The 24,154-nt window shown below is 64.5% G+C and carries 19 protein-coding genes; 16 read left to right on the plus strand and 3 right to left on the minus strand.

Features of this window, described 5'->3' with window-relative positions; all coding sequences use genetic code 11:
- The first annotated feature begins 575 nt into the window (after nucleotides 1–575).
- The 16 genes from QQL87_RS10780 to QQL87_RS10855 all read left to right on the plus strand — a co-directional run bounded on the left by QQL87_RS10780 (nucleotide 576) and on the right by QQL87_RS10855 (nucleotide 19,809).
- Nucleotides 576–1,550, plus strand: coding sequence for an AraC family transcriptional regulator (locus QQL87_RS10780; protein ID WP_284417511.1), 975 nt, complete (start codon nucleotides 576–578; stop codon nucleotides 1,548–1,550).
- A 251-nt stretch (nucleotides 1,551–1,801) separates the two neighbouring features.
- On the plus strand, nucleotides 1,802–2,578 hold the full coding sequence (locus QQL87_RS10785; RefSeq protein WP_284417513.1) for an esterase/lipase family protein: 777 nt from the start codon (nucleotides 1,802–1,804) through the stop codon (nucleotides 2,576–2,578).
- Between the two features lie 88 nt (nucleotides 2,579–2,666).
- Complete coding sequence (locus QQL87_RS10790) at nucleotides 2,667–3,092, plus strand: phasin family protein (protein WP_284417514.1); 426 nt, start codon at nucleotides 2,667–2,669, stop codon at nucleotides 3,090–3,092.
- Nucleotides 3,093–3,149: 57 nt separating this feature from the next.
- Complete coding sequence (locus QQL87_RS10795) at nucleotides 3,150–4,859, plus strand: long-chain-fatty-acid--CoA ligase (protein ID WP_284417515.1); 1,710 nt, start codon at nucleotides 3,150–3,152, stop codon at nucleotides 4,857–4,859.
- Nucleotides 4,860–4,928: 69 nt separating this feature from the next.
- Nucleotides 4,929–5,906, plus strand: a complete 978-nt coding sequence (locus tag QQL87_RS10800) for a zinc-binding dehydrogenase (protein WP_284417516.1) — start codon at nucleotides 4,929–4,931, stop codon at nucleotides 5,904–5,906.
- Nucleotides 5,907–6,482: 576 nt separating this feature from the next.
- The gene (locus QQL87_RS10805) at nucleotides 6,483–8,024 is read left to right on the plus strand and encodes a WS/DGAT/MGAT family O-acyltransferase (RefSeq protein ID WP_284417517.1); all 1,542 of its coding nucleotides are present in this window, start codon (nucleotides 6,483–6,485) and stop codon (nucleotides 8,022–8,024) included.
- 228 nt (nucleotides 8,025–8,252) lie between these two features.
- Entirely contained in the window at nucleotides 8,253–9,248 is a 996-nt protein-coding gene (locus tag QQL87_RS10810) for an alpha/beta fold hydrolase (RefSeq protein WP_284417518.1), read from the plus strand.
- 130 nt (nucleotides 9,249–9,378) lie between these two features.
- Nucleotides 9,379–12,624 carry a bifunctional cytochrome P450/NADPH--P450 reductase gene (locus QQL87_RS10815; RefSeq protein ID WP_284417519.1) on the plus strand — a complete coding sequence of 1,082 codons (3,246 nt, stop codon included), beginning with the start codon at nucleotides 9,379–9,381 and terminating at the stop codon, nucleotides 12,622–12,624.
- A gap of 64 nt (nucleotides 12,625–12,688) precedes the next feature.
- Entirely contained in the window at nucleotides 12,689–13,066 is a 378-nt protein-coding gene (locus tag QQL87_RS10820; protein WP_284417520.1) for a poly(R)-hydroxyalkanoic acid synthase subunit PhaE, read from the plus strand.
- Nucleotides 13,063–14,148 carry a PHA/PHB synthase family protein gene (locus QQL87_RS10825; protein WP_284417521.1) on the plus strand — a complete coding sequence of 362 codons (1,086 nt, stop codon included), beginning with the start codon at nucleotides 13,063–13,065 and terminating at the stop codon, nucleotides 14,146–14,148. The genes QQL87_RS10820 and QQL87_RS10825 overlap by 4 nt, the downstream gene beginning before the upstream one ends.
- Nucleotides 14,145–14,738, plus strand: a complete 594-nt coding sequence (locus tag QQL87_RS10830; protein ID WP_284417522.1) for a GNAT family N-acetyltransferase — start codon at nucleotides 14,145–14,147, stop codon at nucleotides 14,736–14,738. The genes QQL87_RS10825 and QQL87_RS10830 overlap by 4 nt, the downstream gene beginning before the upstream one ends.
- Nucleotides 14,739–14,903: 165 nt before the next feature.
- The gene (locus tag QQL87_RS10835) at nucleotides 14,904–15,380 is read left to right on the plus strand and encodes a phasin family protein (RefSeq protein WP_284417523.1); all 477 of its coding nucleotides are present in this window, start codon (nucleotides 14,904–14,906) and stop codon (nucleotides 15,378–15,380) included.
- A gap of 78 nt (nucleotides 15,381–15,458) precedes the next feature.
- A complete protein-coding gene (locus QQL87_RS10840; RefSeq protein ID WP_284417525.1) occupies nucleotides 15,459–16,742 on the plus strand; it encodes a DUF445 domain-containing protein in 1,284 nt (427 codons plus the stop codon).
- A 168-nt stretch (nucleotides 16,743–16,910) separates the two neighbouring features.
- Nucleotides 16,911–17,681 (plus strand): esterase/lipase family protein, encoded by a 771-nt coding sequence (locus tag QQL87_RS10845; protein ID WP_284417526.1) that lies wholly within the window; start codon nucleotides 16,911–16,913, stop codon nucleotides 17,679–17,681.
- A 190-nt stretch (nucleotides 17,682–17,871) separates the two neighbouring features.
- Nucleotides 17,872–18,162 (plus strand): hypothetical protein, encoded by a 291-nt coding sequence (locus QQL87_RS10850; RefSeq protein ID WP_284417527.1) that lies wholly within the window; start codon nucleotides 17,872–17,874, stop codon nucleotides 18,160–18,162.
- Nucleotides 18,163–19,311: 1,149 nt separating this feature from the next.
- A complete protein-coding gene (locus QQL87_RS10855; RefSeq protein WP_284417529.1) occupies nucleotides 19,312–19,809 on the plus strand; it encodes a ferritin-like domain-containing protein in 498 nt (165 codons plus the stop codon).
- A gap of 205 nt (nucleotides 19,810–20,014) precedes the next feature.
- On the opposite strand, the gene leuD is transcribed toward QQL87_RS10855, so the two are convergent.
- The 3 genes from leuD to QQL87_RS10870 are packed head-to-tail and all read right to left on the minus strand — an operon-like array spanning nucleotide 20,015 to nucleotide 24,096.
- On the minus strand, nucleotides 20,015–20,632 hold the full coding sequence (gene leuD / locus QQL87_RS10860) for a 3-isopropylmalate dehydratase small subunit (RefSeq protein ID WP_284417530.1): 618 nt from the start codon (nucleotides 20,630–20,632) through the stop codon (nucleotides 20,015–20,017).
- Nucleotides 20,629–22,050 (minus strand): 3-isopropylmalate dehydratase large subunit, encoded by a 1,422-nt coding sequence (leuC, locus tag QQL87_RS10865; RefSeq protein WP_284417531.1) that lies wholly within the window; start codon nucleotides 22,048–22,050, stop codon nucleotides 20,629–20,631. The genes leuD and leuC overlap by 4 nt, the downstream gene beginning before the upstream one ends.
- A 12-nt stretch (nucleotides 22,051–22,062) precedes the next feature.
- The gene (locus tag QQL87_RS10870; RefSeq protein WP_284417532.1) at nucleotides 22,063–24,096 is read right to left on the minus strand and encodes an oxidoreductase; all 2,034 of its coding nucleotides are present in this window, start codon (nucleotides 24,094–24,096) and stop codon (nucleotides 22,063–22,065) included.
- Nucleotides 24,097–24,154: the final 58 nt, after the last annotated feature.

Consider the following 24,154-nt stretch of genomic DNA (forward strand, 5'->3'; position numbering starts at 1 on the left):
CCATCGCATGATGGCGGGTCAGACGGAGGCGGGCGGATGCCGAAGCGGCAGGGGAGATCGTGCCGGCATGGCGATTGCCCATCCATGCGAATAGAATGTCAGCGACCCAGGTCCAGACGCCGATCGTGCATCCCCCCGTTTCCCTCGAGGTTCTCGTTGTCCGTGCAACTCGGAGCTGCGCGCGCCGAAACGCTACGCGCGAAAAGGGCGTTCATGCATGGCCATTGGAGCGATTGTCCGGCAAGGCAGTCCTGATTTCAGCGCTGGTGTACTGATGGGAGAAGAGCGTGTCGAAGGCCTCAGTTGGCTACTCGGAGGGGAGGTATTCCAGGGCTTGATGGCGCTCCACGCGCTCTTCCAAGTAGCTGCGCGACATCCGAAACTCGCCTGGTTGCGCTTTTCGCACGCGCTGAGTAGTCTGTGGTTTCCCGCTGCAGGGAGCTGAGAAGAAATTTGGATCGGGGAGGACTATGAGCGAGCGGCGGAAACGGTGCCCGCACAATGGTGACTCGCTTGCCTCGCGACCGGACTTCGTCCAACGCATCTATTCACCACATTCGATTGCGGCGATCGTCATGGAGATCAGCACGCAAGGCGTGAATGGACCTGACGTGCTCGATGGCACCGGTCTGGATTTGGCCGAGTTGGACCTGCACACAACGCAGGTTTCGTACCAGCAGCTCGACACGGTCATTCGCAACGCTATTCACCTGTCCAGGGATTCCGCCATTGCGCTTCGCGCGGGCCTGCGCATGCACGTCACGAGATTTGGCATGTACGGCTATGCGCTGTTAAGCAGCCCAAGTCACAGAGAGGCCCGCGCGTTCAGCAACCGTTACATCCGGGTGGCAGGCCCGCTTTGCGATGCAACAAGCGCCTATGAGCAGAGCACGGTGGTCTGCACGATCGAGCCTCGCCATTGGGCTGATACGTCCGATGACGCCTATCGTTTTGCTGTCGAGTTCGCGTTGTCGGCGCATTTGACGACGAGCCGGGATCTCGCAGGCACCTCATTCGGGTTCTCCCATGTTTCTCTCGCTTACGATAAGCCCGAGCATGCCGGACTCTATGATGAGTTGTTCGCTTGTCCTGTTCTGTTCGGGCAGCGGAACAACACCTATGGCTATGATCTGTCGTCTGCGGACGGTGTGGTGACGCTTGCAGATCCGCGAAGCCACGCGATGGCGCGCGAAATGTGCGAGCAGGTCCTCGCCGAGGTCAATCGCGGCGGCAGCGCCGCAGCCGAGATCCGGCGGCGTCTGATCGAGCGAACTGGGCGTTATCCGAACATCGAGGTGATCGCGGAAGAGTTGGCGATACATCCGCGGGCGCTGCGGCGCCGCCTGGAGGCGGAAGGTACGTCCTACCGCGACATCCTTGCGGACGTCAGGCGGCGCCTTGCCATCGAGTACCTTCGGAAGACGGACATGACCAACGAGGAAATCGCCAGCCGCCTCGGTTACAGCGACGCCGCGAACTTCCGGCATGCCTTTTTGCGATGGACGGGGAAGAGCCCATCCGATTTCCGCGTCTCCGCCAACACGTTTTAGCCAGCGCCCGCCGCTCGCCTGGCGACATCGTCCTGTGCGGTGCGGCAAGGCTCAGGCACCATCGCCGTGTCCTAAATTCACCGGCCGAGCGGTTCATTTGCACCTTTTCGGGACGCGGGCTACGCGATAGCTTCGTTCCCAAATCAAGGCGCATGAGAGTTAGAACCGAAGCGTTCCGATCCTTCTCAAGCGAAACACTTGATGGCTAACTAACGGGCGCTACGCGCGCCCAAGGGGGAAGGACGTTTGGCATGGGGCGGGCGACCGAGCCTGTAGCGCCGCCATCGCGGCTGTTGCTCGCGCTTGAAGTGCGCGGCATCTTCGAGTTGCAGGCCTTTTTTGCCGCGTATCCGCTGCTGCGACGGGCTACGCGCGGCGACGGGCATCCTGTGCTCGTCCTGCCCGGTCTGGCGGCAAGCGATGTCTCGACCCGGCCGCTCCGGATGTTTCTGAAGGATCTGGGCTACGCCGCCCATGGCTGGAAGCAGGGGCAGAATCGCGGCCCGCGGCCCGGCGTCGAAGACGGCATCGATGCGCGCATCGCCGAGCTGTCGGCGCGCTATCGGCGAAATGTGAGCCTGGTCGGCTGGAGCCTTGGCGGCGTGTATGCGCGCGAAGCAGCCCGGCGGACGCCATCATTGGTGCGGCAGGTCATCACGCTGGGCAGTCCTTTCGCCAATGGACCCAGGGCGAGCAATGCCTGGCAGGTCTACGAGACACTGAGCGGGGGCCAGCCGATCGACCTCGCCCGTCGCAGCGCCATGAAGCTGCCGCCTCCCGTCCCGAGCACTGCGATCTATAGCCGCAGCGACGGCGTCGTCGCCTGGCAGGGCTGCCGTGAGCGGGAGAGCGAGACCACTGAAAATATCGAGGTGGAGGGCAGCCATTGCGGGCTGGGGCACAACCCGGTCGTGCTCTACGCCGTGGCTGACCGGCTTGCCTTGCCCGAAGGCGAATGGCAGCCGTTCGACCGCAGCGGCCTGCGTGGCCTGCTCTATCCAGATCCGCAGCGCAGCAGTGCTGAGTGAGGCGGGCACGGCTCGGCCGGCCTGTTTTAGGCACGTCCACCGAATCCGAATTGCGACAACGTCATAACAAGACAGGGGGAGGAGAGTCATGGAAGCAGACAGCAAGCCGCAGAGCAGCGCAGCATGGTCCGACGGACTGAGGAAGCTCGGGGATGCATTCAAGTTGCCGGGACTGGACATCGCGGCGCTGGTCGATTGGCAGCGCAAGGACATGGAGGCGCTGGTTGAGGCGAACCGGCAAGCTTATGCGGGGATGAGCGCGCTCATCGAGCGGCGCAACGAGATGCTGCAGAACGCGCTCACCCAATGGCAGGCGGCCATCGGCAACGGGGTGAGCGTGGATGGTTTGACCAAACAGGCAGAAACGGTGAGCCTGGGCATCCAGAAGGCGTTCGAGAACTTTCGCGAGCTCGCCGAGATGGAAGCGCAGTCGCGCAACAACGCCTGGAAGATCGCGCGGGACCGCTGGGAGGAAAACCTGGTCAACCTGCAGAAGCTGATTCAGCCGAAGTAACGCGGCGACGTCGCGCATTGTGTGACGGTGACTTCTCAAGCTTGGGAAACTTTTGCAATGAACGACATGCCCTGGACCAAGTCCTATCCCGCAGGGGTCCGCTGGGACGCCGAGATCGTTCCCATGCCGGTGCAGCAGATCCTCGATGACGCCGTCGCAAAGTGGCCGGATCGCCCCGCCGTCGATTTCATGGGGAGGCGCCTGAGCTATCGCGAGCTCGGCGATCATGTGAACCGGGCGGCAAAGGGGCTCCAAAAACTCGGCGTGAAGCCCGGTGTGCATGTCGGCCTGTTTCTGCACAATACGCCGCACTACATCATCTCATTCTTCGGAGTTCTCAAGGCCGGCGGCACGGTCGTGAACTATTCGCCGCTCGATGCGGCGAAGGTGCTGGAACACAAGATCGAGGACAGCCGGACCGACGTCCTGATCACGCTCGACCACGTGACGCTTTATCCTCAAATGGCGGGGATGCTGGGCAAGACGAGGCTGCAGAAGCTGGTGGTCGGGAGCCTGGCCGAGATGACCGCGGCGCCGGACGCGGTCGCTGCCCAGATGAAGGCTGCCAAGCAGTTGAGCGACGTCAGCTGGGACGATCGCCACATCAGCTTCGTTGACCTCCTCGACAATGATGGTGCGTTTGAGCACCATGCGATGGCCGATCCACGCGAAGCGATCGCCGCGCTGCAGTATACCGGCGGCACCACCGGCCTGCCCAAGGGCGCCATGCTGACACACGCTAATCTGTCGGCCGCGTGTCAGCAATACCTGGAAACCACCCGCGGCGATCCGCCTTTGCTCACCGAAGGGCACGAGCGGATGCTGGCGGTGCTGCCGCCCTTCCATATCTACGCACTGACAGTGAACGTGCTGTTCGCCATTCACTACGGCGCGGAGATCGTGCAGCAGGTCCGCTTCGATCCGCAGGCGGCGCTGGTCGAAATCTCGCAGAAGCAGGTGAGCATCTTCTGCGGCGTGCCGACCATGTTCACCGCGCTGATCAACCACCCGGAGACGCCCAATCACAGCCTGCGTTCGCTCAAATATTGCGGCTCCGGGGGAGCACCGTTGCCGCTCGAGGTCGCGCAGCAATTTGCCGCGATTACCGGTTGTCAGCTGACCGAAGGCTGGGGCATGACCGAGACATCCCCGAGCGGCACATTCACGCCGGCTCAGCCGGGCGCGATGCGCAAGGCGGGCTCCTGCGGCATGCCCTCACCCGGCATCGTGATCAAGTTCCTCAGTGTCGACGACCCCACGCAGTATGTGCCGCTCGGACAGCGCGGCGAAATCTGCATCAAGGGGGCCAACGTCATGAAGGGCTACTGGAACAACCCCCAGGCGACCGCCGATGTGACCACGTTCGATGGCTTCCTGCGCACCGGCGACGTCGGCTATATGGACGATGACGGCTTCGTTTTCATCGTCGATCGCACCAAGGACATGCTCCTGTGCAGCGGCTACAACGTCTATCCGCGGGTGCTGGAAGAGGCGATCTACAAACATCCATCCGTCGAGGAAGTCGCGGTGATCGGCATTCACGACGAGTATCGTGGCCAGTCGCCAAAAGCCTTCGTCAAGCTGAAGCCCGGTGCGGACGCGCCGTCGCTCGGCGAGCTGCAGAGCTTCTTGAAAGACAAGCTCGGTAAGCACGAAATGGTGCAGGCGCTCGAAATCCGTGCCGAGCTGCCAAAGACCGCTGTCGGCAAGCTCTCGAAAAAGGAACTCTATGACGAAGAGCAGCGCAAGCGCGCCAACCCGTCCTAGTACGATGCGCGCAGGCCGGATTGCTCCGGCTGCTGATTAGTTTCGATATGTCATCTCAGGAATGTTGTCATGCGCAGTGCCATCCACAGCTCTTTCGGCGAACCCGCGGACGTCCTTGTCGCTGGTGATAGCGCCGCCCCGCAGCCGGGCCCCAACGAGGTCCGAATCAAGACGATCCTTTCGCCGATTCACAACCATGATCTCTGGACGGTGCGAGGCAGCTATGGCTACAAGCCGAAGCTGCCCGCCATTGGCGGCTCGGAAGCGGTCGGTACGATCGACGCCGTCGGCGACGGCGTCACCGGCGCGACGATCGGCCAGCGCGTCGCGGTCGCTTCCGTCCACGGAACCTGGGCGGAGTATTTCGTTGCGCCCGCTGCCGGGCTCGTCCCCGTACCCGACGCGATTTCGGACGAGGCAGCCGCGCAATTGATCGCCATGCCGTTCAGCGCCATCTCGCTGCTGGAGTTTCTGGAGGTGAAGAGCGGCGACTGGGTGATCCAGAACACCGCCAACGGCGCTGTGGGCAAGACGCTGGCCATGCTCGCGGCCGCGCGCGGTGTGCATATCGTCAATCTCGTCCGTCGTGACGCGGGTGTCGGCGAACTGAGCGCGCTCGGGATCGCCAACGCCGTCTCGACCGCGACCGAAGGCTGGCAGAAGCAGGTCCGTGCCATCACTGGCGGCGCGCCGATCCGCGCGGCGGTGGATTCCATTGGCGGCAAGGCAAGCGGCGAGCTGCTGTCGCTCCTCGGCGAGGACGGGCTGCTCGTCTCGTTCGGCACCGCCGCAGGCGAGCCGATGCAGCTTTCGTCCGGCGAGCTGATCTTCAAGCAGGCCGTCGTGAAGGGATTCTGGGGCGCGAAAGTCAGCGCTGCGATGCCGGCCGCAACCAAAGGCCGTTTGATCGGCGAGCTGCTGAGGCTGGTCGCGAGCGGCGAACTGAAACTGCCGATCGAAGGCATCTTCGATCTCGCGCATGTTGCCGATGCGGTGAAGGCTTCGCTGACGCCGGGCAAGGCAGGCAAAGTGCTGCTGAAGCCGTAACTCCTGGGAAAGAGGTCAGCCTGGGGTTTGCTATGGACGCTGACGTGATCGTTCTTGGTGCTGGGCTTGCTGGTGACCGGCCGGGGGATCCGATGCGCGTGCCGGGCATGCGATGCCGTTGGCGTGGACCGCAGGCCAATCGCGTTCAACGAGAGCCTGCTGGTATCGCTACTCGTGCTGCGTCGCGCAATGATGGTCACCTGTCCTGGGCATTGCCCGGATTATCGGTCGCGAGCCGTGGATGGCGCCGATGCCGGGGGATGTCCGGTCGCTCGGCGACGGTCGGTCCCGACCGGCCCGACTCAATTCCGGTACCGCCGGCGTGGCCAACTGCCGATCAGCCGCGGCGTCCCTCGGATACCGCCGGGAGTCACGAGATCGATCACACCGGCCAAGTCGGGCTCGGCGTCAGCCGGCTGGGGGCGGACACCGGCTGCGGGCCGACGCCGAGGGGCATCTTAAGCAATTTGCCAGGTCGGGGCCGTTTGCCATTGCCTATGCGCCCCTGGAACAGGCACTATTCCAATTAACTAACTAGCGCGATGAATGCGCAGAGTCCGTTGAGGGGAGGATTACATGGGTGACGGCAAGAAACTGTCATCGCTGGACGCATCGTTTCTGTATCTCGAGACACCAGAGATGCCGATGCATGTCGGCAGCATGGCGATCTTCCGCCTGCCCGAGGACCACAAGGGCGACTTCTTCGAGCAGTTCAAGGCGATGATCGCGTCCCGGCTGCACCTTGCCCCGATCCTCAAGGTGCGTCTCGAGAAGGCGCCGCTCGACATCGATCACCCCTCCTGGGTCGAGGACGACCAGTTCGACATCGACCGCCACATCTTCCGCGCCAGCCTGCCGGAGCCGCGCGATCGGGCAACCCTCGAGCGCATCGTCGGCTGGATGCATGCCAAGCTCTTGAACCGCGCTCGCCCGCTGTGGGAGTTCTACGTCTTCGAGGGCATGAAGGACAACGAGGTCGGGCTCTACTCCAAGATGCACCACGCCTGCATCGACGGCGGTGCCGGCGCGGCGCTGACCAACATGATCTACGACCTGACGCCTGTGCCGCGGCAAGTTGATCCGCCGACCGCGAAGCAAAAGGCCGGGCAGGAGCCGCGTGACATCGCGGCCACCCTCCTCGACGCCTACACCCAGCTGTGGAAGCAGCCGCTCGATGCCGCCGTCGCCAAGGGCATCGAGCTGCCGCGCTCGGGCAGGAGCGATATCGGCTCGATCCTGTTCGACAACGCCATGTATCAGATCGAGAGCGCGGTGCGTCTCGCCGGCAGCATCCCCTCGATGATGAAAAGCGTATCGGAGGTGGTCAGCAAGGTCTCCGATCCCGCATCTCGGCAAAGTCTGGCCAGCATCGCTTCGCCGCCCTCCATCCTGAACAAGTCGATCTCCTCGGAGCGCAGCTTTGCCGGCGCCTCGATCTCGCTGTCGCGGGCCAAGGCGCTCGCCAAGCGGGCGGGGGGCAAGCTCAACGACGTGGTGCTGGCGCTGTCCTCCGGCGTGGTGCGGCGCTATCTCGACGAGCACGGGGCTCTGCCGCAGAAATCCCTGACCGCTGCGGTGCCGATATCGCTGCGCGAGGAGGGCAACACCGAGTCAAACAACCAGGTGTTCGGCATGATCTGCGGCATTGCCACCGATATCGCCGATCCCCGCGAGCGGCTGCAGACCATCATCGCGCAGTCGACCAAGTCGAAGGAGATGTCACACCCGCTACGCGCCTTCATGCCGCAGGTTTCCAACATCTCCATGCTCGGCACTCCGATCCTGGTGCAGATTCTGGCGCTGCTCTACAGCCGCTCCAGCCTGTCCGACGTGCTGCCGCCGGCCGCCAACATCACGGTTTCCAACGTGCCAGGGCCGCGGCAGACGCTCTATGCCGCCGGTGCCGAGCTCCTGCACATCTTTCCGGTCTCGATCTCGGCCCATGGCCTCGCGCTCAACATTACGGTGCAGAGCTATCGCGACCAGCTCGATTTCGGGTTCATCGCGGGCGCCAACATCATTCCGCATGTGGAGGTGCTGTGCGACATGCTGCCCGAGGAATTCGAGCAGCTGGACAAGGCGTTCGCACCGGCGCCGAGCAAGAACGGGGCGAACTAGCCGTTCGAGCGTCAACTTGAGTTGGCTTGGCTGGGTGGCATCGGTGGTACGCTCCCCCGCCTGCAAGGCGAGGGACGGCATGAAGGAATTTTCGGAGAGCGCGGTCGTGAAGAGCTCTCCTCATCCGGCGCGCAACAGCGCGATGATCTGTTCCCGGAAGTGGGGAGAGGTGAGCTGGGCCCGAACGGAAAGAGAAACTCTTCGCGTGATTGAGTGGAGAAACTGATCATGATCGACATGCCCCCGCTGCAGTTTGCCGCCGTCAACGGCATTCGCATGGGCTATTACGACGCGGGCCCGAAAACCGATATGCCGCCGCTGGTGCTCTGCCATGGCTGGCCCGAGCTGGCGTTCTCCTGGCGCCATCAGATCAAGGCCTTGAGCGAGGCCGGCCTGCGCGTGATCGCGCCGGACCAGCGCGGCTATGGGGCGACCGATCGGCCCGAGGCGGTCGAGGACTACGACATGGAGCATCTGACCGGCGACCTCGTCGGGCTGCTCGACCATCTCGAGATCGACAAGGCGATCTTCGTCGGCCACGACTGGGGCGGCTTCATCGTCTGGCAGATGCCGTTGCGGCATCCCGCGCGGGTTGCGGGCGTGGTCGGGGTCAACACTCCGCATCTGCCGCGCGCGCCGGTCGATCCGATCGAGCTGTTCCGGCAGCGTTTCGGCGAGCATATGTATATCGTGCAGTTCCAGGACCCATCGCGCGCGGCCGATAAGATCTTCGATGGCCGCGTCGAGCAGACCTTCGACGCCTTCATGCGCAAGCCAGCGCCGCGCAGCGACAATGCGCCGCCCGAACCGCCGGTGGCCGGCGTCGGCGCCTCGCCGCGGCTCAACCTCGCCTTTCCGCAGATGATCGCCAACTATGATGCGAGGCACGACCCGCGCACGCCGATCCTGTCGGCCGAGGAAAAGAAGGTCTTCGTCGACACCTTCACGCGCACCGGCTTCACCGGCGGCATCAACTGGTACCGCAACTTCACGCGCAACTGGGAGCGCTCGGCGGGGCTCGACCAGACCGTGCGAGTGCCGTCGCTCATGATCATGGCCGAGAACGATCACGTGCTGCCGCCTTCGGCCACCGACGGCATGGAGAAGATCGTGCCCGACCTGGAAAAATACCTCGTAAAGGACAGCGGCCACTGGACGCAGCAGGAGCAGCCGGAGGAGGTCTCGGCCAAGCTGATCGAATGGCGGCGTCGCCGGTTCGGATGAGGCGCGAAGCTCCGAGTGCGCATCCGCGAGAGATCGTGAATAGGATGCCAGCAACAATGGCCTGTGGTTATTGATTCCGAGTTCGCGCTGCGCGCTCCGGAACGGCAAAGATGAGGGACCGAAAGCGGCAATGCCATCCAGCAACAGACTGAGTCCGATCCCGCAGCCGCCGGCCAGGCCCGTTGTCGGCAACATGCTGTCGCTCGACGCGAATGCGCCGGTGCAGCATCTGACCCGGCTCGCCAAGGAGTACGGGCCGATCTTCTGGCTCGACATGATGGGCTCGCCGATCGTGATCGTCTCCGGCTATGATCTGGTCGATGAACTCTCAGACGAGAAGCGCTTCGACAAGGTGGTCCGCGGCGCGCTGCGGCGGGTGCGGGCGATCGGGGGCGACGGCCTGTTCACGGCCGACACCAAGGAGCCGAACTGGAGCAAGGCGCACAACATCCTGCTGCAGCCGTTCGGCAACCGCGCCATGCAGTCCTATCACGGAAGCATGGTCGATATCGCCGAGCAACTCGTCAAGAAGTGGGAGCGCCTCAACGCCGACGAGGAGATCGACGTCGTCCACGACATGACGGCCCTGACACTCGACACCATCGGCCTGTGCGGCTTCGACTACCGCTTCAACTCGTTCTACCGGCGCGACTACCACCCGTTCGTGGAAGGGCTGGTCCGCTCGCTTGAGACCATCATGATGACCCGCGGCCTGCCGCTGGAGCATCTGTGGATGCAACGGCGGCGCACCGTGCTCGCCGAGGACGTCGCGTTCATGAACAAGATGGTCGACGAGATCGTCGCCGAGCGGCGCAAGAACGCCGAAGCGGGCGCAGCGTCCGCGGACGCCAAGAAGGACATGCTCAACGCGATGATGAGCGGCGTCGACCGCACGACCGGCGAGCAGCTCGACGACGTCAATATCCGCTACCAGATCAACACGTTTCTGATCGCCGGCCACGAGACCACCAGCGGCCTGTTGTCCTATACGATCTATGCCCTGCTGAAACACCCCGAGGTCCTGAAGAAGGCCTATGACGAGGTCGATCGCGTCTTTGGCCCCGAGATCGATGCCAAGCCGACCTATCAGCAGGTCACGCAACTCACCTACATCACGCAGATCCTGAAGGAGGCATTGCGGCTGTGGCCGCCTGCGCCGGCCTACGGCATCGCGCCGCTGCAGGATGAGATGATCGGCGGAAAGTACAAGCTCAAGAAGGGGACCTTCATCACCGTCCTCGTCACCGCGTTGCATCGCGATCCCAGCGTCTGGGGACCCAATCCAGATGCGTTCGATCCCGAGAATTTCAGCCCGGACGCGGAGGCCAAGCGCCCGGCCAATGCGTGGAAGCCGTTCGGCAACGGCCAGCGCGCCTGTATCGGCCGCGGCTTCGCCATGCACGAGGCGGCGCTCGCGCTCGGCATGATCCTGCAGCGCTTCAGGCTGATCGATCATCAGCGTTACCAGCTTCATCTCAAGGAGACGCTGACGATGAAGCCGGAGGGCTTCAGGATCAAGGTGCGCCCGCGCGGCGACCGTGATCGCAGCACTCATCCTTCAGTGGGCACGGGTGCCGCAGCGCCCGGCGCGACGATACCGCGCGAACGGGCGCGGCCGGGGCACAACACGCCGCTTCTGGTGCTGTATGGCTCCAACCTCGGCACCGCCGAGGACATGGCGACGCGCGTTGCCGATCTCGCCGAGGTCAACGGCTTCGCGACGCGGCTTGCCCCGCTCGACGAATTCGCCGGCCAGTTGCCGAAAGACGGCGGCGTGCTGATCTTCTGCGCCTCCTACAACGGAGCGCCGCCCGACAACGCCGGGAAGTTCGTGGGCTGGCTGCAAGGTGAGCTGGCGCCGGATGCGTTCGCGGGCCTGCGCTATGCCGTGTTCGGCTGCGGCAACCGCGACTGGACCGCGACCTATCAGTCGGTGCCGCGCTTCATCGACGATGCGCTGGCGGCGCACGGGGCCAAACGCGTCCATCAGCGCGGCGAGGGCGATGCGCGGAGCGACCTCGACGGCGAGTTCGAGACCTGGTTCGCGGCGCTGGGCGCCGCCGCCGTCAAGGAGTTCGGCCTCGACACCGGCTTCAGCCGCAGCGCAGAGGATGCGCCGCTCTATTCCGTGGAGCCGGTGGCGCCGACGGCGGCAGGCGCGGTGGCGGCGCTCGGCGGTGCGGCGCCGATGGCGATTCTGGTGAATCGCGAGCTGCAGAGCAGGTCGGGTGCCAATCCGTCAGAGCGCTCGACGCGGCACATCGAGGTGCGATTGCCGGCGGGTGCCAGCTATCGCGTCGGCGACCATCTGAGCGTGGTGCCACGCAACGATCCCACACTGGTCGACCGGGTGGCGCGCCGCTTCGGCTTTTCGCCAGCCGACCAGATCCGCCTGCGGGTCGCCGAGGGCCGTCGTGCGCAGCTGCCGGCCGGGGAAGCCGTGTCGGTCGGTCGGCTGCTGACCGATTTCGTCGAGTTGCAGCAGGTCGCGACGCGTAAGCAGATCCAGATCATGTCGGAGCATACTCGTTGCCCGGTGACCAGGCCGAAGCTAGTCGCTTACCTCGGCGACGATGCCGAATCCGGCGAACGCTATCGCGCCGAGATCCTCGCCAAGCGCAAATCGGTGTACGATCTGCTCGAGGAGTTTCCTGCCTGCGAGCTGCCGTTCCATTCCTACCTCGAAATGCTCAGCCTGCTGGCACCGCGCTACTACTCGATTTCGTCTTCGCCATCGGGCGATCCGTCGCGCTGCAGTGTCACCGTCGGCGTCGTCGCGGGACCGGCGTTATCAGGCCGCGGTCTCTACAATGGCGTCTGCTCCAACTATCTCGCCTCGCGTCGCGAGGGAGAGAGCGTGTTCGCCACCGTGCGCGAGACCAAGGCCGGCTTCCATCTGCCTGAGGACGCGCAAGCGCCGATCATCATGATCGGACCGGGCACGGGGCTGGCGCCGTTCCGCGGCTTCCTGCAGGAGCGCGCCGCGCAAAAGGCGGCCGGGAGGTCGCTGGGGCCTGCGATGCTGTTCTTCGGCTGCCGCCATCCCGAGCAGGACTACCTCTACGCCGATGAGCTCAAGGCGTTCGCGGACGGCGGCATCTGCGAGCTGTTCACGGCCTTCTCGCGCGGAGATGGACCGAAGACCTATGTGCAGCACCTGCTCGCCGCCCAGAAGGCGCGGGCTTGGGAATTGATCGAGCAAGGCGCGGTCATCTTCGTCTGCGGCGACGGCTCGAAGATGGAGCCGGACGTCAAGGCGACGCTGATCCAGATCCATCGCGACTGCACCGGATCCGATGCGGAGGCGGCAGCGAACTGGATCGCCGATCTCGGCGCGAAAAACCGTTACGTGCTCGACGTCTGGGCCGGGGGGTAGCTCGACTGCCGGGTATGTCAGCGCGGCTGTGAGCGGAAATTGCCTGATTTTTGCGGAGGAACTTATGGCTGACAAAGGCAACGATCCATTGGCGCTGTGGCAAACCATGCTCGGCGAGATGGAGAAGGGCTTCAATGCGTTCGCGAGCAAGGCCGTATCCTCGCCCGAATTCAGCAAGGCCATGAACCAGGCCGGCGGGGCTTCGGCGGGCGCGCAGAAGCAGATGTCCGAGATGATGGAAAAATATCTCGGCGGACTGAACATGCCGACCCGGGCCCAGATGGTCGACATGGCTGTGCGCCTGCAGTCGATCGAGGCGCAGCTCGCCGAGATCAAATCGCTGCTGATGCAGCCTGGCGCGGCAGCCGGCGCGCAGAGCGCGGGGCTGCCGCCGTCGCCACGTCCGCCGCGCACGAGGCGACCGCCCGGAGAGCAGACATGAACGCGTCCGCCCCCTTCGACCAGCTGGCCTCCATTCCGGAGCGGATCCAGACCGAGGTGCAGCGCGCGATCCAGCGCAGCATCAAGGGCGTGGAGTATTTCACGACCTCGGGTCCCACGCTGGGCTCGACGCCGAAGGACGTCCTGAGCGTGCGCGGGACGATGAGTCTCTATCACTATCGCCCGCAGGCCGACGAGATCTACCGCGTGCCGATCCTGATCGTGATGGCGACCACCAATCGCGGCTACATCCTCGACATGGTGCCGGGTCAGAGCTTCATCGAGTTTCTGCTCAAGCGCGGCTATGACGTCTACATGCTGGACTGGGCTGCGCCCAAGCCGGAGGAGAAGGGCTTGCGGATGGAGGACTACGTCCTCGATTTCATTCCCTATTGCGTCCGCCGCGTGCAGGAGGATTCCGGCGAGCACGATGTCACGGTCATCGGCTACTGTTTCGGCGGCGTGCTGTCGCTGCTCTATGCCTCGATCTTCCACGACGGGCCGATGAAGAATCTGATCTGCTTCACCACGCCGATCGACTTCCGGGAGATGACGCTGTTTCAGAACCTCTCGGATCGCCGCTACTTCGACGTCGATCATCTCGTCGATTCCATCGGCAACGTGCCCCCGGAAATCATCTTCTCCTCGTTCGAAATGCTGCGTCCGGCCTCGCGCGCGGTCAGCCAGGTGCAGTTGTGGGAAAACATCTGGAACGACGATTACGTGAAGTCCTACCGCATGTTCGACCGCTGGGCGACCGACACGCTGCCGCTCGCCGGCGAGTATTTCCGCGCGATCACCAAGGACCTGATGTGGGACAACAAGCTCTACAACGGCACGATGTCGGTCGGCGGGCATCGATGTGATCTCGCCGAGATCCGCGTGCCGATCCTGCACGCGGTGGCCGAGCACGACCATATCGTGCCGTATGAAGCGGCAAGGCATCTCATCCCCAAGGTCGGATCGACCGACAAGGAAGAGGTGATCCTGAAGGGCGGCCACGTGTCTCTCGTCGCCGGCGCCAATGCCGTCCGGCGGCTGTGGCCCAAACTGGACTCCTGGCTGGGTGGACGATCCACATGAGTGAAGCGCGATCCTATCCCCGTTGCGTCACGACAGATGTCGGCGACATCGAATTGCGCCTGATGTCGCGCGCCGATGAGGCCGCGGTGCTCGATTTCGCCCGGACGCTGCCGAGCCATGACCTTTTGTTCCTGCCGCGCAACATCAGCGAGCCCAAGGTGCTGTCGGCCTGGATTGCCGAGATCGAGCGCGGGCAGATCACGAGCCTCCTCGCGATCCGGGGTGGCCAGGTGGTCGGCTGCAGTGCCGTGGTTTGCGATCCGCATTCCTGGTCGCCCCATGTCGGCGAGATCCGGATGGTGGTCTCGTCAGATGCACGGGGGCAGGGGGTCGGGCGGGCGCTGTCGCAGGAGACCTTCGCGCTCGCCCTCGAAGCCGGTCTGGAAAAGCTCACCGTCCAGATGACGGTGGACCAGCGCGGGGCGATTGCGCTGTTCGAGAGCCTCGGCTTTCGCGCCGAGGGGCTGTTGCGCGACCAGGTTCGCGATGTCGCGGGCAAGACGCACGACATCGTCGTCTTCGGGCACGACGTCGCCCGGGTTCGGGCCCAGTTGGAGGCCTATGGAGTTCCAGGAGGGGTGCGGAATTGAGCCTGGGGGAAGGTGAGTTCAGCGCTTTCCTATTTTCACGAGTCCGTGATATCGCAGTGCAACATTAATGTTGCACTGCACCATCGTTCATCGTATGAAGACGTCGCCCCGGGCCAATCCGGACGGGGTGAGCCCCATAGCTCTCAAGAGGATGGAGAGACGCCAATGACCACCGAAACCCACAATCTGCGCGACAGCGTCAAGGAAGCCTTTGCTCCTGTGACCGAAGCGTTCACGAGCCTTCAGAACCTGGAACTCCCCGAAGCTGCCCGCGAGTTCGTCAAGAAGTCCGCCAACACCGCCAAGGAACGTGCTGCCGAGGCGTATGCCGGCTCCGAGAAGGTGACGGCCGTGATCGAGACGGCGGTGTCCGATTCCGTCAGCGAGGTGGCGAAGGTCAGCCGCAACATCCAGCAGGCGCTGTACCAGGACGCCGAGGCCCTGTTTGCCGGCATCGACAAGCTGGCTTCCGCCAGGTCGCTCGGCGAAGTCGTGCAGATCCAGTCCGATCTGGCGCGCGCGCACGGCGAAGTGCTCGTCAACCGCGCGAAGTCGACCACTGAGTATTTTGGGAAGCTGGTTGCCAATGGTGCGAAGGCCGCGCAAGACAACCTCTCGAAGGTCGTCCGCAAGACCGCCTGAGCGGTCCTGATAGTGAGGCGCCGGAGGCTCGCGTTTTGCGGGCCTTCTCTTTACGGCACGGCCGCATAGCTCTGGTTGATGAAGACCGGCTCTTTTTCACTCGACATGCCCGGCGACGCCGCCCGCGCCGCCGAGCTCAGGCGTGTCAAGACGCAAGCGACACTGGTGCTGGTCGGCGCGCTGGCGCTGTTTGCGATTTCGAAGTCTCTGATCGGCGCGCATCCGGCGTTCGGCTTCGTCGCCGCCTTCGCCGAGGCCGCAGCAATCGGCGGCCTTGCCGACTGGTACGCCGTCGTGGCGCTGTTTCGCCATCCGCTCGGATTGCCGATCCCGCACACGGCGATCATCCAGAGCAATCAGCACCGCATCGCCGACAAGCTCGGCGAGTTCATCGAGGTGCATTTTCTCGAGCAGGCCCCGGTCGAGGCCAAGTTGCGCGAGATCGATTTCGGCTCCTTCATCGCCGATTGGCTGCGCGATCGCAAACGCAGCGACGACCTCGCGCGCTTTGCGCTGCGCCTCTTGCCCGAGGCGGTCTCGGCGACCGAAACATCGGGGCTGAAGAACTTCATCATCCGCCGCCTGAACAGCCAGCTGCAGGCGATCAATCTGGCGCCGCTCGCCGCGGGCACGCTGCGTGCCTTCGTCCAGGAGGGGCGGCACCAAGTGCTGTTCGACGACTTCCTGCGTGTCATCCACGAGACGCTGACACAGGATGGGACCGTGGCGATGATCCGCGCCAAGATCAGGGCCGAATTGCCGACTCTGCTGCGGCTCTATCGCGCCGACAAGTTCCTGATGAACAAGATCGTGGCGTCAGCCAGCGCTTTCTTCGAGGAGGTTCGCGGCGATCCCAATCATGCGTTCCGCGGCGAGTTCGATCGCATGGTGTTGTCCTTCGTGGAGCGACTCGGCACGGACCCCGCCTATGCCGGGCGCATCGACGCACTGAAGCGCGACCTGTTGGCGCGCCCGGAGCTTGGCGAGCTCGCGCAAAGCGTGTGGTCCAACACGCGCGCCTTCATCGAGCGCAGCGCGAGCGGCGAGACGCACGTGCTGCGGCATCATCTCGCCGAGATGTTCGTCAGCGCGGGCGAGGCTCTGGCTGGCGATGCCGAACTGCGCGGCGAGATCAATCGGGGCCTGGTCACCGTGCTCCAGACCTTCATCTCCGATCAGAAGCGCGGCGTATCGACATTCATCTCCGACCAGGTCAAGTCCTGGAACATGGACCAGCTCATTTCTGTGATCGAGCTGAATATCGGCAAGGACCTGCAGTACATCCGCTTCAACGGTTCGCTGATCGGCGGCCTTGCCGGACTTGCGCTTTATACCGCTGAGTTCGTGCTGCGCTTGTTGTGACCGTTTCACTACAGAAGCCCGTGATCTCGACTCTGCCTCTTGTCGGGCCGGGCCTGAGAAGCTTGAATGCGCGGGGTTGACTTATTAACTAACCAATAGATTCGCTGCATTGCGGAAAGATCGCGCCTGCCTGCGCAGTGTCCACGCACAGCATGAGAGAGGAACAGCATGTCCGCATCCGCCCACGCTTTGCGTCCCCCGTCGGAGGCCCTGATGCTCTTGGAGGGGCGGGCTTTGCCTGAGTTGGGGGCATTTCTCGCGGCCCTGCCGTTGCTCAGCATGGCGCCGCGGGGCGACGGGCATCCTGTGCTTGTCCTGCCGGGCCTCGTTGCCTCTGATATGTCGACCCGGCCGCTGCGCAGCTTCCTGAACGGCAAGGGTTACGCCGCGAGCGGTTGGCAGCAGGGCCGCAATCTCGGCCTCCGTCCGGGTGTACAGCAGGCCATGGTCGACCTCGTGGAGCAGATGAGCGACCACCATGGCCGCAAGATCTCGCTCGTCGGCTGGAGCCTTGGCGGGCTCTATGCCCGTCAGCTCGCCAAGGTGATGCCGGACCGGGTGCGCAGCGTGATCACGCTCGGCAGCCCGTTTGCTGGTTCACCCAAATCGACCAACGCCTGGCGCGTCTACGAGATGGCGAGCGGCCGGCGCGCCGACGAGGAGGATCTGCGTTTTGGCGGGGCTTTGTCGGATCCGCCCCCGGTGCCGACGACGGCGATCTTCAGCCGCTCGGATGGTATCTGCGCCTGGCAGGGCTGTAAGGAGAACAACTCGACAATTTCGGAAAGCATTGAGGTTGAAAGCAGCCATTGCGGGATGGGCCATCATCCAGCGGCGGTGTTCGCGGTCGCAGACCGGCTGGCCCAGCCGGAAGGGCAATGGCAGCCGTTCGACCGCGGCGGCTGGCGGAGCCTCGTCTTTCCAGATCCGCACAGATAGTTCGCGGGACACGTTGTTGCGGGATTTGCAAACGGGCTATCCGTAGTGCATCCCGCCGCCGCGTACCTCGTTGCAGTGGGAGTTGGCCCGAGCCAAGGGTGCCTTCGACCCAATCGGCGCAACGAACCACGGCCTGCTCATCGCATCGTGCCGAACCCGATCGGGGCGCTGGTACATCGGTTAGGGGACGATGAAGACTGCCGCCGGTGAGATCACGAGTGCCGGCGTGCACGATGCGATCGTGCCGCCGGCCGCCCTGGATCTCGCAGCGGTTGCGCGTCTGCTGCTCGATCTCGATGCTGCCAAGGCGAGCCTCGGTCTCACCCGGCTCGATGCGCTGGCCGAGCGTGGCTCATGCGAGCGGCTGATGTTTCCATCCGACGTCATCATCACGGCTTCCATGGCGGGCCCAGACAGTGCTGCCTCACGCCGTGTTCGTGACGTGCGACATTGTCGCGTCGAGGCGATGACGCCGGCATAGGTCGAGGCGCATGAAAAGAGGCATGCGCGCGCAGTCGAGTTCAGCCCGCGCGGAGGCATGCTGCCGTCACGCGTTCCGCTCGACACGCCGTTCGCCGCGATCGTCCGCGATGCGATCGCGCTTGCCCAGGGTGTGACGCCGCTGGAATTCCCTGCACGGGCGGCAGCCTGCCGGACTACGTGTTCACCAAGATCCCGGTGTGCCGGCCTTCGTGATTCCCTATGCCAATGCCGACGCGGCCAATCATGCGCCCAACGAGAACGTGACGATCGACTGCTTCTATGACGGCATTCGTACTGTGCTGCGCTGCTCGACCGCGTCGCGACACCCAGCAGCTGACATTGGCGCGCGATCACGATCAGTTTGCAGCGCAGAAGCCGTCATCGAGCAGCCACGAACAGGTGGCATGGAACCCACGATCCGCCACGTTCCAGTCGAATCAGGCCGGGGAGCGGCGAGATCGCGCATGGATTAACGCAGTTGATGTCGCCTAATCTCCAAGGAGATTAGTAAATGCCGCTTCAGGGCTCGGAGCTGCCGCATGCACGACCCCGCTGACCAACCGAGTATTCAGCCGAGTTCCGACCCGCCCGGCGGGAACGGTGAGTTGGCCTCCGTGACGCAAGCCGCTTCAGGGGCACTGATCCAGCTCGACCAGTCGCCTGCGATCGAGCCGGAGACGAATCCCGCTGCCGATGGTCGCAGCAAGATGTCCAAGGGCGGCCGTCATAAGCGGCCTCTCGCCACGCCGACGATGTGGCGTTGATCACGGCGGCTTGTTGCCGCCCACGAGCACTTGTTATTGCCGGTCGAGTCGCCTTTTGATTGTTGATGTTCATGCAGGGCTGAGACGGGATCGGTTGCCACCGCGCGTCTTCTGCTGTTCCAACTGCCTGTCGATGGTCCCGCGCGAAGTCCCGGCCGGCTGCTTGTCGAACGGGTCCGATTCTGATTCCGATCTTCTGCGCGCCTCGTGCCGCTACCTGCGCCGGTGAAGGTCGACGTCGAAAGGGCGTTCCAAGCAGGTCGTTTTGCGAACAACAAGACCCGCGGCAACGAGACCTCCGGTGGTTTGGAACGTTTGAGCGCAGCGGACGGTTGTGCCGACAATGATGGTGCCTTCGCCCATCACCGGGACAGGAACAACCTATGAGTAAAGCACGAGATATTTTCATCCTCGGCCTGCGCAATGCGCATGCCATGGAGATCCAGGCGCGCGAGTTGATGGAACGGCAGTCCGAGCGGATGGACGACTATCCGGAGGTCAAGGCCCGGCTGCAGACGCATCTGCTGGAGACCAAGGAGCAGCTGAAGCGACTCGAGCAATGCCTCAGTGCCTGCGGCGAAAGCAGCTCGACCGTCAAGGACACGACGCAATCGGTGATGGGCAACCTGATGGCCATGGGACACGCGATGTCCGGCGACGAGATTCTCAAGAACACCTTTGCCAACAATGCGTTCGAGAATTTCGAGATCGCGGCCTACAAGTCGCTGCTGGCGCTGTGCCGTATCGCAGGTGTCGAGGAAGCGCGCGGTCCGCTGGAGAAGTCGCTGCAGGAAGAGGAGCGGATGGCGGACTGGATCGATGCCAATGTCGAGAAGGTCACGATGGCGTTCGTCGAGCACGAGCAGCGTCAGGCCGCCTGATGGCAGGACGGAGGTATCTCGCAGAGGTATCTCAGGCGGGATCGGAACCCGGTAGCCGGAGCGCAACCTCCGGTATCAACCGGATACCCACGAATCGCCTGATCCAGTAAACCCAATTCAGCCCTTCTTGGGGCGTTTCCTCCCTGGACTTGGGCCGCCTGCACTAGACGTGCTGGCGGCCTCTTTCTTTTGGAGGTGGGTCAGATCAATCGCGGCCCTGGAGCTGCACCCAGGGGCGTGCGGCGGCGTCTTGTTGTTCGAAGCCTGCGATATCGCCCGTCAACGACGCCGTGAGGTCGAGGTCGTCCCAGCCATTGAGCAGCTTGGTCCGCCAGATCGGATCGACCGAGAAGGTAAACGTCCGGTTACCCAATCGGATCAGGCTGTCGCGGAGATCGACCGTGACATCTGCGCCCGTCGTCTGCAGCAGCGTCAGGATTTCCTCCGCATCGGCCTCGCTGACTTTCGCCGGCAGCACTCCGTTGTTCACCGCATTCGACGCGAAGATGTCGCCGAAGCTCGGCGCGATCACGCAGCGGAAGCCGAAATCGGCCAGTGCGTAGACTGCCGCCTCACGTGAGGAGCCGGCGCCGAAATTGCGCCGCGCGACCAGCACCGCAGCCTCCTGCGCGCCCGCTGCGTTGAGTGGAAAGTCTGGCCGCGGCTCGCCGTTGTCATCGAACCGCATGTCATACAGCAGATACTGGCCATAGCCATCGGCGCGCGAGCGCTTCATGAAGCGCGCCGGAATCAGCTGATCGGTGTCGATACTGGCGAGCGGTAGCGCGCAGGCGGTCGTCGTGATGATGTCGAACGGCGTCATGCCCCGCTCCTCAACATCGTGCGCACATCTGTGAGATGACCGGTGACCGCGGCAGCCGCGGCCATCGCCGGCGACATCAGGTGCGTGCGCGCGCCGGGACCCTGGCGGCCCTTGAAATTGCGGTTCGTCGTCGAGGCACAGCGCTCGCCCGCAGGCACGAGATCGCCATTCATGCCGACGCACATCGAGCAGCCCGAGCCGACCCAGTCGAGACCGGCGTCGGTGAAGATGCGATCGAGCCCTTCCTGTTCCGCCTGCTGCTTGACGAGATGCGAGCCGGGCGACACCAGCCCAGGCACGCGCGCCTTGCGGCCGTCGAGAATGTGGGCCGCCGCGCGCAGATCCTCGATGCGGCTGTTGGTGCAGGAGCCGATGAAGACGCGATCGATCCTGATCGCGGCGAGCGCCTGGCCCGGCGTCAGTCCCATGTAGTCCAGCGCCTCGCGGACATGGCTCGCGCGTGACGCATCATCGATCGCAGCCGGATCGGGCACGGACGCACCGATCGGCAGCGCATCCTCGGGACTGATCCCCCAGGTCACCGTCGGCGCAATGTCCCTGCCATCGAGCAGGATCGCGCGATCGAACGCCGCGTCGGCGTCGCTGGCGAGGTCGTGCCACGCGGCGACCGCGCGTTCGAACATCTCGCCCGCCGGCGCGAGCGGCCGTCCCTCGACATAGGCGAAGGTGGTCTCGTCGGGCGCGATCATGCCGCAGCGGGCGCCGCTCTCGATCGAGAGGTTGCACAGCGTCAGCCGTCCCTCCATCGACAGCGCGCGGATGGCCGATCCCGCATATTCGATCGCATGCCCTTGCGCGCCATCAGCGCCGATCCGCGCGATGATCGACAGCGCGATATCCTTGGCGGTGATCCCGGGCGCAGTGGCACCGTCGACCGTAATGCGCATCCGCTTCGGCCGCTTCTGCCAGAGGCACTGCGTCAGCAGCACATGCGCGACCTCGGAGGCGCCGATGCCGAACGCCAGCGCGCCGAACGCGCCGTGCGTCGAGGTGTGGCTGTCGCCGCACACCATGGTGAGGCCGGGCAAAGTGAGGCCCTGCTCGGGCCCGACCACGTGGACGATGCCCTGGCGCGGATCGTCGAAGCCGAAGATGCGGATATCATGGGCACGGCAATTGTCGTCGAGCTGGCGGATCATGCCGGCGATGTCAGGGGCAATCTCGCCGAGGATTCGCGTGCGCGTCGGCACATAGTGATCGGCGACGCCGATGGTGAGATCGGGCCGGCGCACTTTCGCGCGCTTGTCCTTCAGCTTGTTGAAGGCGTGGAACGAGCCCTCATGCACCAGATGGCGATCGATGAACAGCAGGTCCGCGCCGTCCTCGCGGCGCGTCACCACATGCGCATCCCAGACCTTGTCGAACAGCGTTCGCGGCTGCCGCGCTCCACTTGTCATGCGCTCGAATCCTCAGTCGATCCCGTCGTCAACGCGCGATCCTCTTGTCGTGATCCCCGACGCCGCAGGGAAGGGAGCGCGGGCCGCCATGTGGCCCTGATAGACCGCCTCCAGCGCCGTGCGCGGCGCGTTGTTGTCGCCGACCTGCATCACCGGCAGCCCGGCGCGCCGCAAGGCGAGGTAAAGCGACTGGTCGGCGCTGTTGTGGTCCACGGCGACGAGGGCCGAAAAACCGGTCAGGCGTGCGACGTCACCGGTCGAGAGATCCTCGACCTCCAGCGCCTCGCCGTCATACGACCGCACCGCGCGGAGTGTCGCGATCCGGACCTTGCGTTCGCGCAGACGACGGCTGTTGGCGAGCGTCGAGTAGACGGTGGTGCGCCAGGCGTAGTTCGTGGCCGGCACGAACAGCGTCACGGCCTTGCCGAGATCGGCGAAATGCTCCAGCGCCGACAGCGTGCCCCATTCGCCGGTGCGGTCGAACACGGCGATCGAAGCGCCGAGCCTGTCCGGCGCCTGCAGCGCATCGGGCAGGGTGAACACCGGCCCGTTGCCGGCGATGGCCATCGCCGTCGTGGTCGAGCCTGTTGCCAGGATGATGCGGTCGGCGCCGAAGGCCTCGGTGTCAGCAGCAACGGCCGTCTTGTTGAAGACCACGCGGACGCCGAGCCGTGCCAGCGCCGTGATTTGGAAATCGACGAACGTCTTGAAGTTGGCACGCTTCGGCATCAGCCAGGCGGTTTGCAACTGGCCGCCGAGCCGATCGATGCGCTCCCACAGCGTCACGGCATGACCGAGCGCGGCGGCGACACGCGCCGCCTCGAGCCCGGCAGGACCGCCGCCGATGACGAGGATCGTCTTTGTCGCAGCACGCGGCAGCGCTTCGGGTTCCTCGAACCGGCCTTCGAGCCCGGCGATCGGATTGATCAGGCAACGGATCGGCAGGTTCCGCTCCAGCATGCCGGCGCAGCCCTGGTTGCAGCCGATGCAGCGGCGGATCTCATCGAGGCGGCCCTCGATAGATTTCCTGACGATCGCCGGTTCGGCGAGATGCGCGCGGGCCATGCCGACGGCATCGGCCTGTCCGCTCGCGATCACGGCGTCGGCTTCTTCGAGTTCCGTGAAGCGGCACACGGCGAACACCGGCGTGTCGAATCCATCCGCCCGTAGCTCGCGGCGGATGCGTGCAGGCAGGGTCCGGAACGGGGCCGGATCGAACGCCATGTCGGCCATCTGCGTCGCCAGCGAATAGCTCGCGACATAGGCCGAATGCGAGACGTTGACGAAATCGATCTTCGTCTGCCGCGCCAGCATCGGCACGAGGCGCTCGGCTTCGTCGATCCCGAGCCCGCCCTCGGCATACTCGTCGCCGCTGACGCGGATGCCGAGGCAGAAGCCGGCGCCGAGCTCGGCGCGCAGCGCCGCGAGCACGCGGGTCGGAAAGCGCAGCCGGTTTTCCAGCGAGCCGCCATAGTCGTCATCGCGCTTGTTGGACAGCGGCGACATGAATTGCTGCAGCAGATGGCCGTGCGCCATCTGCAGCTCGATGCCGTCGAAGCCCGCGGCGACGAGATTGCGCGCAGTGACGAGGTGGCCCTCGATCACCTCCTCCATGTCGAATTCGTCCATCGGCCGCGGCGGCAGCGCCGAGATCGCCCACGGCACGGCTGAGGCGCCCCACGCCACCGTGCGCTCGAAATCGCCCTCGACCTGCCGTCCGAGATGAATGATCTGGCCGAGCATGCAGGCGCCTTCCGCCTTCACCGCATCGGTGATGCGTCGGAACGGATCGATGCACGCAGGATCGAAGCCGCACACCGCCTGCGGCCGGCCGAGCGAATTGGCGTGCACGCGGATGGATTCGAAGATGATGGCGCCGACGCCGCCGCGCGCGCGGGCCTGGTGATAGGCGAGGTGCTGCGCGCTCGGCAGACGCTGTTCGCCGAAATTCGTCGTATGCGCGGGAACGAAGATGCGGTTGCGGAAGCGCAGGGTGCCGACGTCGAGCGGGCTCAGGGCCTGTGCATATGGCTGATGCTGCGACAAATCGCGTGATCCTCCCGGCAAGCCACCCATGGCTCAATTGGTGGCTTGATCCTTGCCT

Origin of the sequence: Bradyrhizobium sp. SSBR45G, assembly GCF_030159255.1 — a bacterium.
Classification (GTDB): Bacteria; Pseudomonadota; Alphaproteobacteria; order Rhizobiales; family Xanthobacteraceae; genus Bradyrhizobium.

Excerpts from the sequence above, each read along its gene's own strand:
- QQL87_RS10780 (WP_284417511.1), top strand. The coding sequence starts at position 576 with ATGGAGATCAGCACGCAAGGCGTGAATGGACCTGACGTGCTCGATGGC.
- QQL87_RS10785 (WP_284417513.1), top strand. The coding sequence starts at position 1,802 with ATGGGGCGGGCGACCGAGCCTGTAGCGCCGCCATCGCGGCTGTTGCTC.
- QQL87_RS10790 (WP_284417514.1), top strand. The coding sequence starts at position 2,667 with ATGGAAGCAGACAGCAAGCCGCAGAGCAGCGCAGCATGGTCCGACGGA.
- QQL87_RS10795 (WP_284417515.1), top strand. The coding sequence starts at position 3,150 with ATGAACGACATGCCCTGGACCAAGTCCTATCCCGCAGGGGTCCGCTGG.
- QQL87_RS10800 (WP_284417516.1), top strand. The coding sequence starts at position 4,929 with ATGCGCAGTGCCATCCACAGCTCTTTCGGCGAACCCGCGGACGTCCTT.
- QQL87_RS10805 (WP_284417517.1), top strand. The coding sequence starts at position 6,483 with ATGGGTGACGGCAAGAAACTGTCATCGCTGGACGCATCGTTTCTGTAT.
- QQL87_RS10810 (WP_284417518.1), top strand. The coding sequence starts at position 8,253 with ATGATCGACATGCCCCCGCTGCAGTTTGCCGCCGTCAACGGCATTCGC.
- QQL87_RS10815 (WP_284417519.1), top strand. The coding sequence starts at position 9,379 with ATGCCATCCAGCAACAGACTGAGTCCGATCCCGCAGCCGCCGGCCAGG.
- QQL87_RS10820 (WP_284417520.1), top strand. The coding sequence starts at position 12,689 with ATGGCTGACAAAGGCAACGATCCATTGGCGCTGTGGCAAACCATGCTC.
- QQL87_RS10825 (WP_284417521.1), top strand. The coding sequence starts at position 13,063 with ATGAACGCGTCCGCCCCCTTCGACCAGCTGGCCTCCATTCCGGAGCGG.
- QQL87_RS10830 (WP_284417522.1), top strand. The coding sequence starts at position 14,145 with ATGAGTGAAGCGCGATCCTATCCCCGTTGCGTCACGACAGATGTCGGC.
- QQL87_RS10835 (WP_284417523.1), top strand. The coding sequence starts at position 14,904 with ATGACCACCGAAACCCACAATCTGCGCGACAGCGTCAAGGAAGCCTTT.
- QQL87_RS10840 (WP_284417525.1), top strand. The coding sequence starts at position 15,459 with ATGAAGACCGGCTCTTTTTCACTCGACATGCCCGGCGACGCCGCCCGC.
- QQL87_RS10845 (WP_284417526.1), top strand. The coding sequence starts at position 16,911 with ATGTCCGCATCCGCCCACGCTTTGCGTCCCCCGTCGGAGGCCCTGATG.
- QQL87_RS10850 (WP_284417527.1), top strand. The coding sequence starts at position 17,872 with ATGAAGACTGCCGCCGGTGAGATCACGAGTGCCGGCGTGCACGATGCG.
- QQL87_RS10855 (WP_284417529.1), top strand. The coding sequence starts at position 19,312 with ATGAGTAAAGCACGAGATATTTTCATCCTCGGCCTGCGCAATGCGCAT.
- leuD (WP_284417530.1), bottom strand. The coding sequence starts at position 20,632 with ATGACGCCGTTCGACATCATCACGACGACCGCCTGCGCGCTACCGCTC.
- leuC (WP_284417531.1), bottom strand. The coding sequence starts at position 22,050 with ATGACAAGTGGAGCGCGGCAGCCGCGAACGCTGTTCGACAAGGTCTGG.